Origin of the sequence: Myxococcus sp. AB025B (assembly GCF_006518215.1) — a bacterium.
GTDB lineage: Bacteria > Myxococcota > Myxococcia > Myxococcales > Myxococcaceae > Myxococcus > Myxococcus fulvus.
In genome coordinates, this window is record NZ_SRLW01000089.1 from 1 (window position 1) to 18362 (window position 18362).

Sequence of the window (18362 nt, forward strand, 5' to 3'; positions counted from 1 at the left end):
GGTCATAGCCCGCGCAGAACGTCCCGCCCGCACCTCGCACCAGCAAGGCGCGCACGTGCGGCGCGGGCTCCAGCGCCGCGTCCAGGCGCGCCAGCATCGCGTCGTTGAGCGCATTGCGGCGGGCCAGGTTGGAGAGCGTCAGCACCCGCACGCCGTCCTCCCGGTCCTCCACCTCCACCCCGGGTGACTTCTCCATCGTCATGGGCTTCGACTCGCCTCCACACACGGATTTCGCGCGCGAACCTCCCACGCTTCCGCCCCCGGATGCTCCAGCAAATACGGCCGTCCGCGCGCATCCACACCTCGTCGCGCGGGCCCTGCTCCCCTGCCCGCCCGACGAGCGAGACACCGTGCAACAGGTCCCTACAATCCAGTAAATTTGCGGCTGTAGGAGGGCATGGCGTACCTTGTCACACCGTGAAGCCCTCCTCTTCCCCAGGCACTGGTGTTGGTGTGGTCGACCTCCATGGCGCGCGTCGCGCGCGGCGGATGGACCTCTACCGTGGCCGTCACGCGGACCGCGTCCGCGGAGTCCGAGGCACGCTCGAAGCACTCACCCAGAGCGGCACCCTCTTCACCCAGGACGGCACGCGCCGGGGCCTGTCGCTGCTCAAGGCCCTGCAGTTGCTGCAGCGGGCCGGCGCGCGACTGGAGGAGCTGTCGGGGAGCGGTGTGATTCCGGCGCCCCGCAAGCAGGAACGCATCGACGCGCTGTACGAGGAGCTGGACACGCTCTTCGCCCGCGCGGACAAGCTGGCCGGGCGGGACGAGGCCAGCGTGGCCCAGCTCCCCGCCCGCTAGTCCTTCGCAGGGACTACGGCAGCTCCGTCTGCCCCTGCCGACGCAGGAACGTGGGGATGTCGAACTGGTCCTCGTCCAGGGGCAGCGCCGACTCCTTCACCACGGAGGTGCGGTTGCTGATGCTCTTGCTCGACTCCACCGGAGCGAGCGGACGCGGCGCGCTGCCCTTCGCGGGGACCAGGCTGGCCACCTCCTCGCGCGCGCCAATCAGCACCGACTGCTGCGGCGAGCGGGACAGCGGCACCTGGACCACCGGCGCCACGTTGCGGACCTTGGGCGCATCGCGGTGGACGAAGCCCGTCGCGATGATGGTGATCTTCACCTCGTCCTGGATGTTCTCGTCGATGAGCGAGCCGAAGATGATCTCCGCCTCGCTGTCGGCCGCGTCGTGCACCAGGGTCAACGCCTCGTTGACCTCCTGGAGCGTCATGTCCCGGCCGCCCGTGATGTTGATGAGCAGGCCCGTGGCGCCGTCGATGGAGACATCCTCGAGCAGCGGGCTGGAGATGGCCTGCTGCATGGCCGTCAGCGCGCGCTTGTCACCGGACGAGTTGCCCGTGCCCATGAGCGCCAGGCCCTTGTCGCTCATGATGGTCTTCACGTCGGCGAAGTCGACGTTGATGTAGCCGTGGTACTGGATGAGGTCGCTGATGCCCTGCACGGCGTTCAGCAGCACCTCGTCCGCGCGCTTGAAGGTCTCCAGGAGCGGCATCGGCTCGTTGGAGAGCGACAGCAGCCGCTGGTTCGGAATCGTGATGAGCGTGTCCACCGCGGCCTTGAGCTCCACGATGCCCTGCTCGGCCTGCTTGCGGCGCTTGTTGCCCTCGAAGAGGAAGGGCTTGGTGACGACGCCCACCGTGAGGCAACCCAGGCTCTTGGCGATGTCCGCGATGATGGGCGCGGCGCCCGTGCCGGTGCCGCCGCCCATGCCCGCCGTCACGAAGACCATGTCGGCGCCCTCGAGCACCGCGGCAATCTGGTCCCTCGACTCCAGCGCGGCCTCGCGGCCCATCTCCGGGTTGGCGCCGGCGCCCAGGCCCTTGGTCAGCGTCTGCCCCAGTTGCAGCCGCGTGGGCGCCTTGCTGGCGGCGAGCGCCTGGATATCGGTGTTGGCGGCGATGAAGTCCACGCGGTCCAGCTTGGACATGATCATCGTGTTGACCGCGTTGCAGCCTGCCCCACCTGCCCCGACGACCCGAATCTTGGCGGCCTGCTTGTTCTGATCGAACTGGTCCATACGCGGTCCTTTCGGCAGGCGTCGCGCGATGCAGCGCGCGGGCCTCCAACCTCCACAATCATCAGCAAGTCCCGATCTTTGGCAAGTATTCCGCTACGCACATGTAGCGGGATGAGGCGGCACCGAGTCCTGACGCGCACTTACGCAGCGGCGTCGGCAGCAAGCAGCGTGGCGTGGAGGGTCCACTTCGCCCCTTGACTCGCGAAAGGCGGCGCGCCCTGGCGGGTCCCCCACCCCGGCGTGACGGGTCTTCACGCACCGTCAGGCGCCCAGGACTCGTGGTGGAGGACGCGCCTCACGACAAAAAACCAAGGGTGGCCCCGGACAGGATTCCGGGACCACCCTCGGGGTTCAGCTCCAGCTCAGGTCAGCTCAGGGGCTCTCGCGCTCCACCTCGACCTTGCCGACGCGCAGGATGGTGAACTCCACGCGGCGGTTGTTCTCGCGGCCCTTCGCCGTCTTGTTGGTGTCCACTGGCTTCGCCTCGCCGAAGCCCTGCGACTCCAGGCGGCCGGCGTCGATGCCCTCCTTCACCAGGAACGCGCGGACGTTGGCGGCGCGGCGGCGCGACAGGTCCAGGTTGGCCGCGTCGTTGCCCTGGTCATCCGTGTGGCCCTCGATGCGCAGCAGCTCCACCTGAGGATTGGCGCGAAGCACCGCGGCCACCTGCTTCAGCAGCGGGAAGCTGCGCGGCAGGATGATGTCCTTGCCCGTGGCGAAGTAGACCTTCTCCAGGATGAGGATGCGCTCGCCATCCACCTGGACCTTCACCTTGCCCTTGTCGGGGCAGCCGTCCTCGTCCTGGAAGCCATTGATGGTCTCCGGCTCCAGCGGGCACTTGTCCGCCACGTCCGGGATGCCGTCCCTGTCGTTGTCCGGGTCCGGGCAGCCGTCCTCGTCCTGGAAGCCGTCCTTGTCCTCGGGCTGGTTCGGGCAGCGGTCATCCGGGTCGAAGATGCCGTCGCCGTCCGTGTCCACCGGCGGCGCCACGTCGGGGCAGCCGTCCTCGTCCTGGAAGCCGTTCTTCGTCTCCGGCTCGTTCACGCACTGGTCGTCGCCGTCGAGGATGCCGTCCTGGTCGTTGTCCGGGTCCGGGCAGCCGTCCGCGTCCTCGAAGCCGTCCTTGTCCTCGGGCTGCGTGGGGCAGCGGTCGTCCGGGTCGTAGAGGCCGTCGCCGTCCGTGTCCACCGGCGGAGGCGGCGCCGTCGGCTTGGGCGACGGCGGCGGGCTGAAGCTGAAGCCCGCCAGCAGCCGGTAGCCGGGCGTGCCGTAGCCTCGGGTGAGACCCGGGCCACCGCCGAGGTGCGCCGAGAAGCCCTTCGCCGAGCGGTACTTCAGCGCGGCGAGCAGCTCCAGCGGGCTCTCCTCCGTGTCCTGCTCGTCCAGGCCGATGGCGCCAATCACCGTCGCCTCGGCGGAGAGGGGGACGCGGCCCAGCGTGAAGGGAATCTCCGTGCCCAGGCCGTAGGTGAAGGCGTTGCCCGCCGTCAGGTTGCGTAGCACCTGCTTCTCGCGCAGGTCCACGCCGACGTTGGCGGCGAAGCGGACCCGCTGCCCGTACTCGGCCACCAGCTTCGGCTGCACCGCCACCCCCGAGCCTCCGAGGAAGTCGTTGCCGCCCGCCGTGGGGAGCACCACCGGCACCGCCAGCGCGAGCCCGAAGTCCTCTCCGTCGATGATGCGCGCCTTCGGAACCAGCCGCAGGTCACCGATGCCGCCGGAGCTCACGCCGTCCGCCAGCGAGGCGTCCACCTGCGGCGCCGGGTCCGAGCCCTGGATGGTCACCGGCAGCACCACGCCGATTTCGAAGCGGTCGAACAGACCCACCGCGCCCATCAGGTCGATGCCCACCTGACGGCTCACCACCGCGGTGATGAACCGGTCCGAGCGCGGGTCCAGGAAGTTGAGCGGCTTGCTGGCGTAGTTGAGCGACAGGCCCAGGTTGAGCCCCAGGTGGCGCTGCACGCGGGCGCTGTGCAGACCGAGGATGTCCTCGGCGCCCGGGCCCGGCTTGTAGCGCTGCACGTCGATGGACTGCGACGCGCCCCGAGGCGGCGTCACCTGCGCGTGGGCAGGCTGGGCCACGAGCGTCCCCGCGAGGACCAGGCCTCCGGCGACACCCGCCGCCACCGCCCGCGACGAGCGGCGGAGGCGACCGAAGAGGGGCAGCGCGAGCAGCAGCAGCGCCAGCGGCGCGAAGGTGCCCGCCCCGCCCGTGCTGCAGCCACGGCCCACCACGACGAAGTCGTCGTTGCCATCGAGCGGGTTGGAGCCGCCCCTGACCTCGTCACCGTCGCTCGCCCCACCGCGGTCGGTGTCGGCGTCGTTCGGGTTCGTCTCACCGTTGTCGAGACCACCGTTGTGGTTGGCGTCCTCCTGGCCATCGCGCAGGCCGTCGCCGTCGGTGTCCGGGTTGAGCGGATCGGTGGCGTTGGAGCCCTTCACCTCCACGCCGTCGCTCAGCTCGTCGTCGTCCGAGTCGGCGTCGTTCGGGTCGGTCTCCGTGGCGTCACGGCGGCCGTCGTGGTTCTTGTCCTCCTCGCCATCGCGCAGGCCGTCACCATCCGTGTCCGGGTTCTTCGGGTCGGTGGTGGTGGTGGGGTCCGCGTCCGGCACGAAGTTCGGCGAGTCGAGGTTGGTGCCCGGGCCCGCCGTCTCGCGCGTGACGCCGCGCTCGGTGCCGTCGTTCAGCCCGTCGTTGTCGCTGTCCGGGTCGAGCGCGTCGATGATGCCGTCCCCATCCGTGTCGGTGAGGCCGTCTTCGCCGTCGGGCACGCCGTCGTCGTCGGAGTCCGCGTCATGCGGATCCATGCCCAGCTCGATTTCGCGAGCGTCGGGGACACCGTCCAAATCAGAGTCCAGGTCGTCCGCGGCCACGTTCGGGTCCGTCTCACCCGGGTCGACGCGGCCGTTGTGGTTGGTGTCCTCGTTGCCGTCGAACACGCTGCCGCCGTCGGTGTCCCGGTTGAGCGGGTCCGTCGTCGTCGTCGGGTCCGCGTCCGGGATGAACACGTCCAGGTCCGTGTCCGTGCCCTGGGGCTCGGTGATGCCCAGCTCCGTGCCGTCCTGCAGCCCGTCGCCGTCCGTGTCCGCCTCGTTCGGGTCGGTCTCGCCCGGGTCGACGATGCCGTCGTGGTTCTTGTCCTCGTTGCCGTCGAGCACGCCGTCGTCATCCGAGTCGTCGTCCAGCGGGTCCGTCCCGCCAACGTTGACCTCGATGCCGTCGGAGATGCCGTCGCCGTCCGTGTCCGCGTTGTTCGGATCCGTGCCGCGCGCGATTTCGTCCGCGTCCGTCAGTCCGTCGCCGTCCGAGTCCAGGCCGATGGTCCACGTGAAGGTCGCCGGCGTGGGGTCCACGTCGCCGTCCGCGTCCACCGCGCGCACCTGGAAGGTGTGCTCCCCGTCCGCCAGGTTCGTGTACTGGGTGGGGCTGGTGCAGGGGGTGAAGGCGCCGCCGTCGATGGAGCACTCGAACGTCGCGTTCGGGTCGGCCAGCACGGTCTCGAAGCTGAAGTTCGCGGTGGCGCTGCCGGAGCTCGCGGGCGGGCTCGCCGTGATGCGCGTGTCGGGCACCGTGTCCACCGTGAAGCTGTTCGTGTCCGTGGCGGTGTTGCCGTTGGCGTCCTCCGCCGTGGCCGTCACCGTGTGCGGACCGTCCGCCAGCGGCGTCGACACCGGCACCGACCAGGTGCCGTCCACGCCCACCGTCACGGTGCCCACCGTGGTGCCGTCCACCACCACCGTCACGGTGGCGCCCGGCTCACCCGTGCCCGAGTACGTCACCGTGCCCGAGGTGAGCACCGCGCCCTCCGCGGGCGTGGTGATGGCCACCGACGTCTCCGCGTCCACCGTGAAGGTGTTCGTGTCCGTCGCGGTGTTGCCCTGCGCGTCCTCCGCCGAGGCCGTCACCGTGTGCGGACCGTCCGCAAGCGGCGTGGACACCGGCAGCGACCAGGTGCCGCCCGCGCCCACCGTCACCGTGCCGACGACGGTGCCGTCGACCGTGACGGTCACCGTGGCGCCGACCTCGCCCGTACCGGAGTACGTGACGACGCCGTCGTCGAGCACCGCGCCCTCCGCGGGCGTGGTGATGGCCACGTTGGTGCTCGTGTCCACCGTGAAGGTGTTCGTGTCCGTGGCGGTGTTGCCCTCGTCATCCTCCGCCGTGGCCGTCACCGTGTGAGGACCGTCCGCCAGCGCCGTGGCGACCGGCACCGACCAGGTGCCGCCCGCGCTCACCGTCACCGAGCCCACCGTGTTGCCGTCCACCACCACCGTCACCGTCGCGCCCGGCTCGCCCGTACCGGAGTACGTGACGACGCCGTTGTCGAGCACCGCGCCGTCCGCGGGCGTGGTGATTTCGACCGTGGTGCTGGTGTTCACCGTGAAGGTGTGCGTGTCCGTCGCGGTGTGGCCGTGCTCATCCTCCGCGGTGACCGACACCGTGTGCGGGCCGTCCGCCAGCGACGAGTTGCCCGGGATGCTCCAGTTGCCAGACGGGTCCGCCGTCACCGTGCCGACGACGGTGCCGTCCACCGTCACCGTCACCTCGGCGCCGGGCTCGGCCGTGCCCGTGTACGTCACCTCGGCGGTGTTCACCACCGCGCCCTCGGCGGGCGTGGTGATGGCCACGCGGGTGCTCGTGTCCACCGTGAAGGTGTTCGAGTCCGTGGCGGTGTGGCCCTGCGCGTCCTCGGCCGTGGCAGTCACCGTGTGCGAGCCGTCGTTGAGCGAGGAGTTGCCCGGGATGCTCCAGCTGCCATCCGGACCCGCCGTCACCGTGCCCACCGTGTTGCCGTCCACGCTCACCGTCACCGTGGCGCCCGGCTCGGCCGTGCCCGAGTAGGTCACCGTGCCCGTGGTGAGCACCGCGCCCTCCGCCGGCGTCGTCACGGCCACGTTGGTGCCCGTGTCCACCGTGAAGGTGTTCGAGTCCGTCGCCGTGTTGCCGCTCGTATCCGTCGCCGTGACGCTCACCGTGTGCGGGCCGTCATCCAGCGGCGTGGCCACGGGCAGCGACCAACTGCCGTCCGGACCCGCCGTCACTGTGTCGATGACAGTGCCGTCGACCGTGACGGTCACCGTGGCGCCCGGCTCGGCCGTACCCGAGTACGTCACCACGGGGTTGGTCAGCACCGCGCCTTCGGCCGGCGTCGTCACCGCCACCGCCGTCGTCGCATCCACCGTGAAGGTGTTCGTGTCCGTCGCGGTGTTGCCACTCGTGTCCGTCGCCGTGGCCGTCACCGTGTGCGGCCCGTCGGCCAGCGGCGTCGCCACCGGCACGGACCATGTGCCGCCCGCGCCCACCGTCACCGTGCCCACCGTCGTGCCGTCCACCACCACCGTCACGGTGGCACCCGGCTCACCCGTGCCGGAGTACGTCACCGTCGCGCTCGTCAGCACCGCCCCCTCGGCGGGCGTGGTGACAGCGACCAACGTGCCGGAGTCCACCACGAACGCGTTCGTGTCCGTGGCCGTGTTGCCGCTGACGTCCTGCGCCGTGGCCGTTACGGTGTGCGGCCCATCCGCCAGCGGCGTCGACACCGGCACGGACCACGTGCCGCCCGCGCCCACCGTCACCGTGCCCACCGTCGTGCCGTCCACCACCACCGTCACCGTGGCGCCCGGCTCGCCCGTACCCGAGTACGTCACCACCGGGTTGGTCAGCACCGCGCCCTCGGCCGGCGTCGTCACAGCAACGGCCGTGCCCGCGTCCACCGTGAAGGTGTTCGTGTCCGTGGCGGTGTGGCCCTGCGCGTCCTCGGCCGTGGCCGTCACCGTGTGCGGACCGTCGGCCAGCGGCGCCGCCACCGGCACCGACCACGTGCCACCGGCGCTCACCGTCACCGTGCCCACCGTGGTGCCGTCCACCACCACCGTCACGGTGGCGCCCGGCTCACCCGTGCCTGAGTACGTCACCACCGGGTTCGTCAGCACCGCCCCCTCGGCTGGCGTCGTGACGGCGACCGCCGTCTGCGTGTCCACCGTGAAGCTCGAGGTCGTCGCCGTGCTGGTGCGCGTCGCATCGCGGGCCACGGCCGACAGGTTGTAGCTACCGTCCGCCAGCGTGCCGGGCACCGTGAAGGTCCAGTTGCCGCCGGAGACGGGGATGTTCGCGTACGTGGTGCCGTTGATGGTCAGGTCGACCAGCGTGGCGCCGCCGGACGCCGTGCCCGTGATCTGCGTCGGGGACGCGAGGAGCACCGAGCCGTTGGCCGGCGTGGAGATGACCGGAGGAGGCAGGGCGTTCTGCACGGTGAAGGTGTTCGTGTTGCTCACCGCGCTCGTCGCGCCGTTCAGCACGGACACCGCGTTCACCGTGTGGTTGCCCACCGCCAGGTCTGCGGTCGGCGTGTACGTGAAGTTGCCCGAGGCATCCGCTGGGACGGTGGCCAGCACCACACCGTCGACGGAGATGATGACCGACGAGTTGGGCGTCGCCGTGCCGGAGATGGGAGGACGCACGCCCGTGATGGAGCCGTTGGCCGGCGTCACCACCACCGGAGCCGCCGGCGTCACGAAAGCGCCAGGGAGCGTGGTGATGACACCCACGCCGCCCGCGATGGCACCGTAGGTCAGCCCGTCTGGAGCCGTAGCCGTGGGCTGCGTGCCCGGAAGGCCACCCGCGACGGTCGCCGTGCATGCCACGGTGGCGCCCTGGAACAGGATGCGACCACCGCCGCCGCCGCCGCCCGTGCCGTGCTCGGCGAAGGTGGTGCTGCCGCCGTTGCCGCCGTTGGCCGAGACGAGGTTGTTGTTGCAGGTCAGGTTGCCGGTGACGCGCACGGAGACCGTGCCGCCAGAGCCGCCGCCGCCCGCCGCGTCGTTGGCGTCATCGCGCGCATTCTCGCCCGCGATGCCGTTGGCCGAAACACGCCCCGTGCCCGACAGCGAAGCCGCGCGGATGTACACGAGGCCACCCGCCGCGCTGCCGCCACCACCGAAGTCGTCGTTGCTGTGACCCGCGCCACCACCACCGCCGAAGAGCAGCGTGCTCACGGGCGAGTAGATCATGCGGGCACCACCGCGACCACCGACGTCACGGGAGGGCGGCTCGTCACCGCTCCACGTCCGGCCGCCCTTGCCACCCGCGCCCGCACCGCCACCACCACCGCCGCCCGAGTTGTGGCAGATGCCACCGCCGGCACCGTTGGCGATGTTGCCGTAACCAGTCGTCCCGCCAATGAACGGGTCGTCTTCGGAAGGGTTGTAGCGGGTCAGCACCACGCCCTCGCCCTTCTGCGCACCGCCGGGGAACGCGGCTTCGAGCTGGTTGCAGCCATCTCCGTCGCCGTTCCAGAATTTGCCGCCGCGGAAGCCGCGGCCGTCCGCGTGGATGGCGCCGTTGTTCGTCACCGCGCCAGTGGCCAGGAAGATGAGCACACCACCCGTGGCGCCGTCCCAGGGCGCCGCGACAATCGAGCCGCCGGCATTCACCGTCACCGTGGTGTACTCGGGGACGCGGATGGCCTGGGTGCCCGTGTTCGCGGCGAAGGCCACCGTCAACGGGGCCGAGAAGGTCAGCCGCGTCGCCGTGAGCGCGGAGATGCGCGCGAACTCCCACCGTCCCACCGGGGCGTTCGCCGCCGCGGACATGTCAATGGGCGTCTGGCTTCCCGAGGCCGGCGCCGTGAGGCCCGCCGCCTGGTACACCATCACCAGGTCGTTCACCGCGAAGCCGCTGGTGGACGCGACGTTGACGAAGTTCTGTCCGGCGTTCACCTGCGCCGTCACCCGGGTATAGGTGTTGATGACGGTGTTGGGGACGTTGACCGTCAGCGACGTCGTTCCGGCACCGAGGTGGAAGCGGTCGGGCTCCGCGTGAGCCGCGGGCGCCGCCAGCGCGGCACACAGGAGCGCCAGCAGACCGACGACGGGCAAGCAAGCACGTCCACGACGTGCCGCGACCTGCGAAGTGGGAGTTTTGGAGGTGGGAGTCATAGGACTGGGGCCGCGCGGTATAGGGACTGGCGCATGCGGCAGTGAACGCCCATAGCAATCAAGGAGCCACACTCCGTCCACTTCCGGTCCACGCCCTGTTTCAGGGGGGGGTCACTCGGACGCCCCCCTCCCTCCAGGCCCGTGGATCCGAATCACGGATCCGGATTCTGGAAACCGGATGACCCACCCCTCACGTCTCCCTCGGGCTGACCTGTCAGGACCCTGCGGGGCAGCCGCCCTGACACGTCAACGAAGGGGGCACCGCTAACGCATGCCGCCAGAAAAGCGACGAGGGGCCCTCCTTCCGGAAGAGCCCCTCGCGTTTCGACAGGACGCGCGCTGCGTCCCAGGCGCTAGAAGATTTCCTCGAGCCACTCGCGCATGCGGCCCTTCACCTTCTTGTACACGTTCTCCTCGCGGATGCGGAACATGCGCCGGTCCAGGTGCTTGGCACCGTAGACGACCAGGCCCACGCCCGTGGCGTACATGGGGCTCTTCACCACGTCCACCAACCCACCGATGCCGCGCGGCATGCCGCGACGCACGGGCAGCCCGAGCACCTCCTCGGCCAGCTCCGGCATGCCCGCCAGCAGCGTGGAGCCACCCGTAATCACCACGCCCGAAGCGAGCAGGTCCTCGTAGCCGCACTTCTGGATCTCGCGGTGCACGAGCTGGAAGATCTCCTCCACGCGCGGCTCCAGAATCTCGCAGAGGATCTGGCGGCCGAGCACGCGCGGCTGACGGCCCCCGACGCTGGGGACCTCAATGGTGTCGTCCTTGTTGATGAGCGACGCCAGCGCGCAGCCGTACTTCTGCTTGATGCGCTCGGCCTCGTGCGCGGGCGTGCGCAGGCCGATGGCGATGTCGCTGGTGAGGTTGTTGCCGCCCAGCGCAATCACCGCCGTGTGGACGATGGAGCCGCCGGAGAAGATGGCGATGTCGGTGGTGCCGCCGCCGATGTCGACGAGGCACACGCCCAGCTCCTTCTCGTCCTCGCCCAGCACCGCCTCCGCGCTCGCCAGGGGCTGCAGGACGATGTCGGAGACATTCAGGCCCGTGCGGTTGGCGCACTTGACGATGTTCTGCGCGCTGGACACGGCGCCCGTGACGATGTGGACCTTGGCCTCCAGGCGCACGCCCGCCATGCCCAGGGGCTCCTTGATGCCGCCCTGGTCATCGATGATGAACTCCTGAGGCAGCACGTGGATGACTTCCCGGTCCAGGGGGATGGCCACCGCCTTCGCCGCGTCGATGACGCGCGCGATGTCCGCCTCGCGGACCTCCTTGTCCTTCACCGCCACGATGCCCTGGGAATTGAAACCCTTGATGTGGCCACCGGCGATGCCCGTGTAGACGTGGGAAATCTCCGCGCCCGCCATCAGCTCCGCCTCTTCGATGGCGCGGCGGATGGAGGAGACGGTCGCCTCGATGTTGACCACCACGCCCTTGCGCAAACCCTTCGACGGATGCGTCCCGATACCGATGATGTCGATACCGCTGTCGGTCAGCTCACCGACGATGGCGCAAATCTTCGTCGTGCCGATGTCGAGGCCGACAATGATCTCCCCCGACTTCTGCTTCGCCATGACAACCCTCCCAGGCCCCCCACTCTCGTGAAAGGGGCGTCCTCTTACGGCTTCGGGCTCCCGCTCCTCTCGGACGCGGGGCTCGAAATCTTCACCGCCACCCAGCCGGGCCGGGCCCGGTTATCCAGGTGAATGATCTCCGCTGCAAGCCCCCTCGCGCTCAGTTCGCGACGAACACGGGCCAACCGCTGCAGCTTGACCTCGGAATCTCCTTCGCCTAGGCGCACTTCCTGGCCGGACGCGGCCACCAGTGTCACCTCCCGCCCCTCCATCCGCACCTCGGACAGCCGCTCGGGCTTGCCCGGGGACGCGCTCGTGTAGGCCCGCGCCACCTCCAGCGCCGCCTGGAACCGCTGGCGCGCCACCTGCGGGTCCGCCACGTACCCGTCCCGGTCCACCCCCGTCACCAGCGGCAGGTCCAGCCCGTCGCCGGGCGTCACCCGCTTGAAGGGCTCGCCCTCCTCGTCCAGCACGTACAGCTCGCCCAACACCGCCAGCGCCTCCGGGACATGCTCGGACACCTGCACCGAGACCCGGTTCGGGAAGCGCCGCGTCACCTCCACCTTCTTCACCCACGGGTGCTGGCGCATCGCGCGCTCCAGCGCCCCCGTGTCCAACGTCCAGAGGTTCTGACCCTTCGTCAGCGCCGCCAGCCGCAAGAGCTCCACGCGCGAGGCGCGCTCCAGGCCGGTGAAGGACACCGCCGCCAGCTCGAAGCGGGGCGACGACAACGCCCACTTGCGCGTCTCCACCCCACCCCACACCAACAGGCCCGTCGTCAGCGTCAGGGCCAGCACCTTCACGACGCCCGGGCCCTTCGAACGCACCGCGCTCTTCACCGCCTCATTTCGCTGGGCGGAGTCTTGACGGCGGCGGTTTTTGCTTCGTCCGAAGGCCATGGTGAGGGAACGGTGTCACGCATGCTGCGCGCGGATGGATCTCCACGCCAGTTTTTGGCAACAGCCACGTTGCTGTAGCGCGTGAAACACCCCTGAGGAAACAAGGCTCCCGCCCCAAGCGGGCCCCTGGCGAAGGGCGGCGGACCTTGATCTTCAAGCGGCTGGATTTCAAGGGGACTTTTATCAAGCCCGCGCGCGGAAGCGTCAGCGGGTGAACTCACGGCGAGAACCGGAGCTTTCATCCCCGCCTCGAAACGCCCGCCGCCCTCCCAGGCACTGCTCAGGCCTTCAGGCACGCCCCCACGAGCAGCCGCTCGCAAAGGGCCGGGAAGTCGATGCCACGTCCCGCGGCAATCTTGGGCAGCAGGCTGGTGGCCGTCATGCCCGGCAGCGTGTTGGTCTCCAGCAGGAACACATCGCCCCCCTCGGTGACGATGACGTCCGAGCGCGAGCCACCCGCGCAGCCCAGCGCCCGGTGCGCGCCCAGGCACACCTCGTTCACCCGCGCGTACTGCGCCTCGGGGAGCGGCGCCGGGAAGAGGTACTGCGTGCCCGTCCCCGCCTTGTACTTCGCGTCGTAGTCGTAGAACTCGCGCGCGGCGCGCACCTCGATGACGCCCAGTGCCTCGTCGTCCAGCACGCCGCCCTGCACCTCACGCCCCTTCACGAACTGCTCGACCATGAGCGTGCCCGCGTACTTCGCGGCGTCCTTCACCGCGGCGTCGTACGCATCCCGCGTCTTGCAGATGTGCACGCCCACGCTGCTGCCCTCGCGGCTGGGCTTCACCACCACCGGGAAGGGGAACGGCAGCGAGTCCCCCGCGGCCAGCGCGGACGCCTCGTCCTGGAACGCGCGATACGCGGGCGTGGGGATGCCATGCGCCAGGAAGATCTGCTTCGCGTACACCTTGTCCATCGCCATCGCGGACGCGAGCACACCGCTGCCCGTGTACGGGATGAACATGGACTCGAGCAGCCCCTGGAGGCTGCCGTCCTCGCCGTAGCGGCCATGCACCGCCAGCCACGCCACGTCCACCTTCTCGGCGACGAGCCGCGCGGGCAGGTCCTTGCCCACGTCGATGTCCACCACGTCGTAGCCCAGCGAGCGCAGCGCGCCCGACACGGCCGCGCCCGTGCGCAGGGACACCTCGCGCTCGGACGACAGGCCGCCGAACAACACGCCCACGCGCTTGTGCTTCAGCTCGTCCTTCGTGAAGGCGCCGCGATTGACTGTCATGGCAGGAAGACTCCCACGCGTTTGACTTCGGGTTTCATGTCGACGCCAGTGGCCTCCTTCACGCGCGTCTGCATCAGCGTGATGAGCCCCAGCACGTCCCGAGCGGTCGCCCCGCCCAGGTTGACAATCCAGTTGGCGTGCAGCGTGGAGATCTGCGCCCGCCCGAGCGTGTGCCCCTTCAGGCCCACCAGCTCGATGAGCCGCCCGGCATGGTCGCCCGGCGGATTGGTGAAGACGCTGCCGAAGTTCGGCTGGCTCAACGGCTGCGTGCGCTTGCGGTAACCCAGGTCCGCGTCCATCGCGACCTTGGACGCCGCCACGTCCCCGCGCGGCAACCGGAAGCGAACCCGCGTCACCACCCCTCCAGCAGGCAGCTCCGAGTGACGGTACGCATGCGGCACCTGCGCCTTCGTCAGCCACCCCACCCCGTCCGGCGTCGCGACCTCGACGGCCTCGATGACACGGAAGGCCTCGCCGTTCTTCGTGCCCGCGTTCATCGCCACCGCGCCGCCCAGCGTGCCGGGGATGCCCGCGAGGAACTCCGCGCCCACCAGCCCCTGCGAGCGCATCACGTTCACCAGCTTCACGATGGCCGCGCCCGCCCCCAACGTGATGAGCCCACCCTCCGGCCCCACGTCGATGAGCTCCGGGAACAAGTCCCCGGGCAGCTTCACCGTGACACCCGGCACGCCGCCATCCCCCACCAGCGTGTTCGCGCCACCACCGAGGATGCTCAAGGGCGCGCCCTCGTCGCGCGCCAGCTTCAGCACCTCCACCAGCGCATCGCCAGAACGAGGCCGCACCAGCGCCTCCGCCGCGCCGCCCACCCGGACGCTGATGAGCGGAGCCAGGGGCTCGCCCGCCTTCAGCTCGCAGTCCGGCACCCGCTCCAACCGGAGGGCCAGCGCCGTCTTCACGCCTGCTTCCACCATGACGCGCTAGCCCTTCGTCGGAGCCGCCTGGCCCAGCAGGCCGAGCAGGTCCGGCCCCACGTGGGTGATGTCACCCGCGCCCAAGGTCAGCACCAGGTCCCCCTCGCGCAGCCGGGGCAGCAGCGCCGCCGGCAGGTCCGTGCGCTTGGGGACGAACGTCACGTCGCGGTGGCCGTGCGCGCGAATCGCGTCCGCCAGCGCGTCACCGGTGGCGCCCGGAATCGGCTCCTCACCGGCGGCGTAGACGTTGGTCACGAAGAGCAGGTCCGCGTCGTTGAACGCGGTGGTGAAGTCCTTGAACAAGTCATGCGTGCGCGTGTAGCGGTGCGGCTGGAAGGCCACCACCAGCCGCCGACCGAAGGCGCGCCGGGCGCCCGCGAGCGTGGCCAGCACCTCCGTGGGGTGGTGCCCGTAGTCGTCCACCACGGTGATGCCCTTCGCCTCGCCCTTCACCGTGAAGCGCCGCTGCACGCCGCCGAACTCGGCCAGCGCCGTGCGCACCGTCTCCAGCGGGATGTCCATCTCCTCCGCGACGGCGATGACCGCCAGCGCGTTGAAGGCGTTGTGCGCGCCCACCATGCGCACCCGGAACTCGCCCAGCGCCTCGTCCCGACGGAACGCCTGGAACGTGGTGGTGAACCCATCCAGGGTGATGCTCTCCAGGCGGTAGTCCGCCATGTGCGAGCTGCCGTAGGTGACGAAGCGCTTCTCGATGCGCGGCAGGAGCGCCTGGACGTTGGGGTTGTCCAGGCACAGCACGTTGAGGCCGTAGAACGGCACCCGGTTGCAGAACTCCACGAAGGCCGACTGGAGCACCTCCAGCGAGCCGTAGTGGTCCATGTGCTCCGGGTCGATGTTGGTGACGATGGAGATGGACGGGTGCAGCTTGAGGAAGCTGCCGTCGGACTCGTCCGCCTCCACCACCATCAGCTCGCTCTTGCCCAGCTTGGCGTTGGAGTCGAGCACGTTCACCTTGCCGCCCACCACCGCCGTCGGGTCCAGGCCCGCGGCGCTCAGCACCGTGGCCACCATGGACGTCGTCGTCGTCTTGCCGTGGCTGCCGGCGACCGCCACCGCGTACTTCAGCCGCATCAGCTCCGCGAGCATCTCCGCGCGGGGGATGACGGGAATCTTGCGCTGACGCGCGGTGACGACCTCGGGGTTGTCCTTGCGCACCGCCGAGGAGATGACCACCACGTCCGCCTGGACCAGGTTCTCCGCCTTGTGGCCCTCGAAGATGGTGGCGCCCATGCGTGTCAGGCGCCGGGTGATGTCGCTCTCCTTCAAGTCGCTGCCGGACACCCGGTAGCCCAGGTTGAGCAGCACCTCGGCGATGCCGCTCATGCCGATGCCGCCGATGCCCACGAAGTGCACCTGCGCGGCGTGCCGCGTCTTGAAGAGACTGGGGGGCTTGTTCCTCGTCACGACTCGCTCCTGGGCGCCTTCTTCGCTTCGGGGGTGGCGCGCTCGCGGCCACTGGGGCCCCAGGTCTGCACCATCAAATCCACGCACACGTCGGCCAGCTCCTTCGCCGCCTCCGGACGGCCCAGCAGCGCCGCCTTCTTCTCCATCCCCTTGAGCCGCTCGGGATGCGCCTTGAGCGTGCGCAGGGCCTCCGCCAGCTTCGCGCCCGTCAGCTCCGACTCCTGGAACATCAGCGCCGCGCCCGCGTCCACCAGGGCCCGCGCGTTCACCGTCTGGTGGTCATCCGTCGCATGCGGGAACGGCACCAGGATGCTGGCCTTCTTGCACACCGTCAGCTCCGCCAGCGTGGTGGCGCCCGCGCGGCAGATGACCAGGTCCGCCTTCGCGTACGCGCTCGACATGTCGTCGATGAACTCCACCACGTCCGCGTCGAAGCCCTTGTCCTGGTAGCCCTTGCGCACCATCTCCAGGTCGTTCTTGCCCGTCTGGTGCACGAAGCGCAGCTCGCCCTTCAAGTCCCCCAGCGAGTCGAGCGCCTCCAGCATCCGCTGGTTCAAGCCCCGCGCGCCCAGGCTGCCGCCGAAGACGAGCACCGAGAAGTGCTCGTGCGCCACGTGGCTGCGCAGGTAGTTGTCCATCAGCTTGCGGCGGATGGGGTTGCCGATGAGCTGCACCTTCTTCTCGGGGAAGAACTGGCGCGCCTCCTCGAAGGCGATGAACACCACCCGCACCACCTTGCCCAGCACCTTGTTGGTGAGGCCCGGCAGCGCGTTCTGCTCCTGGATGGCGGTGGGGATGCCCATCAGCCACGCGGCCAGCACCACCGGCCCGCTCGCGTAGCCGCCCACGCCCACCACCACGTCCGGCTTCTGCCGGGCGAGGATGCGGAAGGACTCGATGAAGGCCAGCGGCAGCGCGATGAGCGCCTTGAGCAGGGAGAAGAAGCCCTTGCCCTTGAGGCCCTGCACCTTCACCAGCTCCAGCGGATAGCCCTCGCGCGGCACCACGCGCGCCTCCAGGCCCCGCTCGGTGCCCACGAAGACGACCTCGTTGGCGTGGTGACGCGTCACCACCTCCTCCGCCAGGGCGATGCCCGGGAAGAGATGTCCCCCCGTGCCGCCTCCCGCGATGAGCACCTTCACGCCGCCACCTCCCTCAGCTCCGAGCCCGACCGGGCGCCCCTCGGCGCCCCCTGCGCGCTGGCGCTCAGCGACAGCAGCACGCCCGCCGCGCCCATCAGCACCACCAGCGACGAGCCTCCGTACGAGACGAACGGCAGCGTCAGCCCCTTCGTGGGCAGCAGGCCCATGGCCACGCACATGTTCACCGTGGCCTGGAAGGCGATGATGGAGGAGATGCCCAGCCCCAGGTACGTGCCGAACGACTCGCCCGCCGCCAGGCTCGCGCGCACGCCGCGCCAGAGGACGATGGCGTAGAGCACCACCAGCACACCCACGCCGATGAGGCCCGTCTCCTCGCCGAGGATGGCGAAGATGAAGTCGGTGTGCGCCTCCGGCAGGAAGAAGAGCTTCTGCCGCCCGTCGCCCAGGCCCAGGCCGGACACGCCGCCGGAGCCGATGGACATCAGCGACTCGGCCACCTGATAGCCCACGTCATGCCGGTGGGCCCACGGGTCCAGGAACGCCAGGATGCGCTTCATGCGGTACGGGCTGGACGCAATCGCCACGTACGCCAGGGGCAGCGCGAGCAGGATGGAGCCGACCAGGTAGCTCAGCTTCGCGCCCGCGGCGAACAGCAGCACGAACAGCATGAAGACCAGCAGCACGCTGCTGCCGAAGTCGGGCTGCAGCATGCAGAGCATCACCAGGATGCCGCACAGCGCCAGGTGCGGCACGAAGCCCACGGAGAACGTCGCCACCTTCTCGCGCTTCTTCGCCAGCGAGTAGGACAGGTAGACCACCCACGCGAACTTGGCGACCTCCGCCGGCTGCAGGCTGAAGCCCGGCAGCCGAATCCAGCGGCGCGCGCCACCCGCCGTCGAGCCGATGCCGGGGATGGCCACCAGCACGAGCAGGACGATGGCCGCCAGCAGCAGCGGGTACGCCCAGCGCGCCAGCTTGCGCCACCCCACCTTCATCGCCACGGCCATGGCGAAGAGGCCCATGCCCGCCGCCGTCACCTGCCGCTTGAAGAAGTAGAGGCTGTCGCCGAGCTTGTCCTGCGCCAGCACCGCGCTCGCCGAGTACACCATCACCAGCCCCATCGTCACCAGGGCCAGCACCGCGCACAGGAGGATGGGGTCGAACCGCACGAGAGCGTTCGACGGAGGAGAGGTCTTCATGC

The 18362-nt window shown here is 70.0% G+C and carries 11 protein-coding genes; 1 reads left to right on the forward strand and 10 read right to left on the reverse strand.

The window, feature by feature from the left end; translation table 11 throughout:
• A partial coding sequence (locus FL311_RS16985) for an enoyl-CoA hydratase/isomerase family protein (protein ID WP_368668576.1) occupies positions 1–202 on the reverse strand: 202 nt, incomplete at its 3' end.
• Positions 203–453: 251 nt separating this feature from the next.
• On the opposite strand from FL311_RS16985, the gene FL311_RS16990 reads away from it, so the two are divergent.
• Entirely contained in the window at positions 454–801 is a 348-nt protein-coding gene (locus FL311_RS16990) for a hypothetical protein (RefSeq protein ID WP_046715492.1), read from the forward strand.
• Positions 802–814: 13 nt separating this feature from the next.
• Here the strand turns inward: FL311_RS16990 and ftsZ are convergent, their stop codons facing one another.
• From ftsZ to ftsW, 9 genes are all read right to left on the reverse strand, one after another.
• On the reverse strand, positions 815–2038 hold the full coding sequence (gene ftsZ, locus FL311_RS16995) for a cell division protein FtsZ (RefSeq protein WP_046715493.1): 1224 nt from the start codon (positions 2036–2038) through the stop codon (positions 815–817).
• A 372-nt stretch (positions 2039–2410) separates the two neighbouring features.
• Positions 2411–9919 carry an Ig-like domain-containing protein gene (locus tag FL311_RS17000; protein ID WP_228556917.1) on the reverse strand — a complete coding sequence of 2503 codons (7509 nt, stop codon included), beginning with the start codon at positions 9917–9919 and terminating at the stop codon, positions 2411–2413.
• 413 nt (positions 9920–10332) lie between these two features.
• Positions 10333–11565: a cell division protein FtsA gene (gene ftsA / locus FL311_RS17005; RefSeq protein ID WP_046715495.1), complete on the reverse strand. Its 1233-nt coding sequence runs from the start codon at positions 11563–11565 to the stop codon at positions 10333–10335.
• Between the two features lie 44 nt (positions 11566–11609).
• Positions 11610–12464 carry a cell division protein FtsQ/DivIB gene (locus FL311_RS17010; RefSeq protein ID WP_141326182.1) on the reverse strand — a complete coding sequence of 285 codons (855 nt, stop codon included), beginning with the start codon at positions 12462–12464 and terminating at the stop codon, positions 11610–11612.
• Between the two features lie 280 nt (positions 12465–12744).
• The gene (locus FL311_RS17015; RefSeq protein WP_141326183.1) at positions 12745–13701 is read right to left on the reverse strand and encodes a D-alanine--D-alanine ligase; all 957 of its coding nucleotides are present in this window, start codon (positions 13699–13701) and stop codon (positions 12745–12747) included.
• On the reverse strand, positions 13698–14633 hold the full coding sequence (gene murB, locus FL311_RS17020; RefSeq protein WP_046715498.1) for a UDP-N-acetylmuramate dehydrogenase: 936 nt from the start codon (positions 14631–14633) through the stop codon (positions 13698–13700). The genes FL311_RS17015 and murB overlap by 4 nt, the downstream gene beginning before the upstream one ends.
• A gap of 6 nt (positions 14634–14639) precedes the next feature.
• Positions 14640–16058, reverse strand: coding sequence for a UDP-N-acetylmuramate--L-alanine ligase (murC, locus tag FL311_RS17025; RefSeq protein ID WP_141326184.1), 1419 nt, complete (start codon positions 16056–16058; stop codon positions 14640–14642).
• Positions 16055–17200 carry an undecaprenyldiphospho-muramoylpentapeptide beta-N-acetylglucosaminyltransferase gene (gene murG / locus FL311_RS17030; RefSeq protein ID WP_141326185.1) on the reverse strand — a complete coding sequence of 382 codons (1146 nt, stop codon included), beginning with the start codon at positions 17198–17200 and terminating at the stop codon, positions 16055–16057. The genes murC and murG overlap by 4 nt, the downstream gene beginning before the upstream one ends.
• A complete protein-coding gene (ftsW, locus tag FL311_RS17035; RefSeq protein ID WP_141326186.1) occupies positions 17197–18360 on the reverse strand; it encodes a putative lipid II flippase FtsW in 1164 nt (387 codons plus the stop codon). The genes murG and ftsW overlap by 4 nt, the downstream gene beginning before the upstream one ends.
• Between the last annotated feature and the right edge of the window lie 2 nt (positions 18361–18362).

What these genes read in the sequence shown, in the direction of transcription:
- ftsZ (WP_046715493.1), bottom strand. Translation starts at nt 2,038, where the DNA reads ATGGACCAGTTCGATCAGAACAAGCAGGCCGCCAAGATTCGGGTCGTC.
- ftsA (WP_046715495.1), bottom strand. Translation starts at nt 11,565, where the DNA reads ATGGCGAAGCAGAAGTCGGGGGAGATCATTGTCGGCCTCGACATCGGC.
- FL311_RS17010 (WP_141326182.1), bottom strand. Translation starts at nt 12,464, where the DNA reads ATGGCCTTCGGACGAAGCAAAAACCGCCGCCGTCAAGACTCCGCCCAG.
- FL311_RS17015 (WP_141326183.1), bottom strand. Translation starts at nt 13,701, where the DNA reads ATGACAGTCAATCGCGGCGCCTTCACGAAGGACGAGCTGAAGCACAAG.
- murB (WP_046715498.1), bottom strand. Translation starts at nt 14,633, where the DNA reads ATGGTGGAAGCAGGCGTGAAGACGGCGCTGGCCCTCCGGTTGGAGCGG.
- ftsW (WP_141326186.1), bottom strand. Translation starts at nt 18,360, where the DNA reads ATGAAGACCTCTCCTCCGTCGAACGCTCTCGTGCGGTTCGACCCCATC.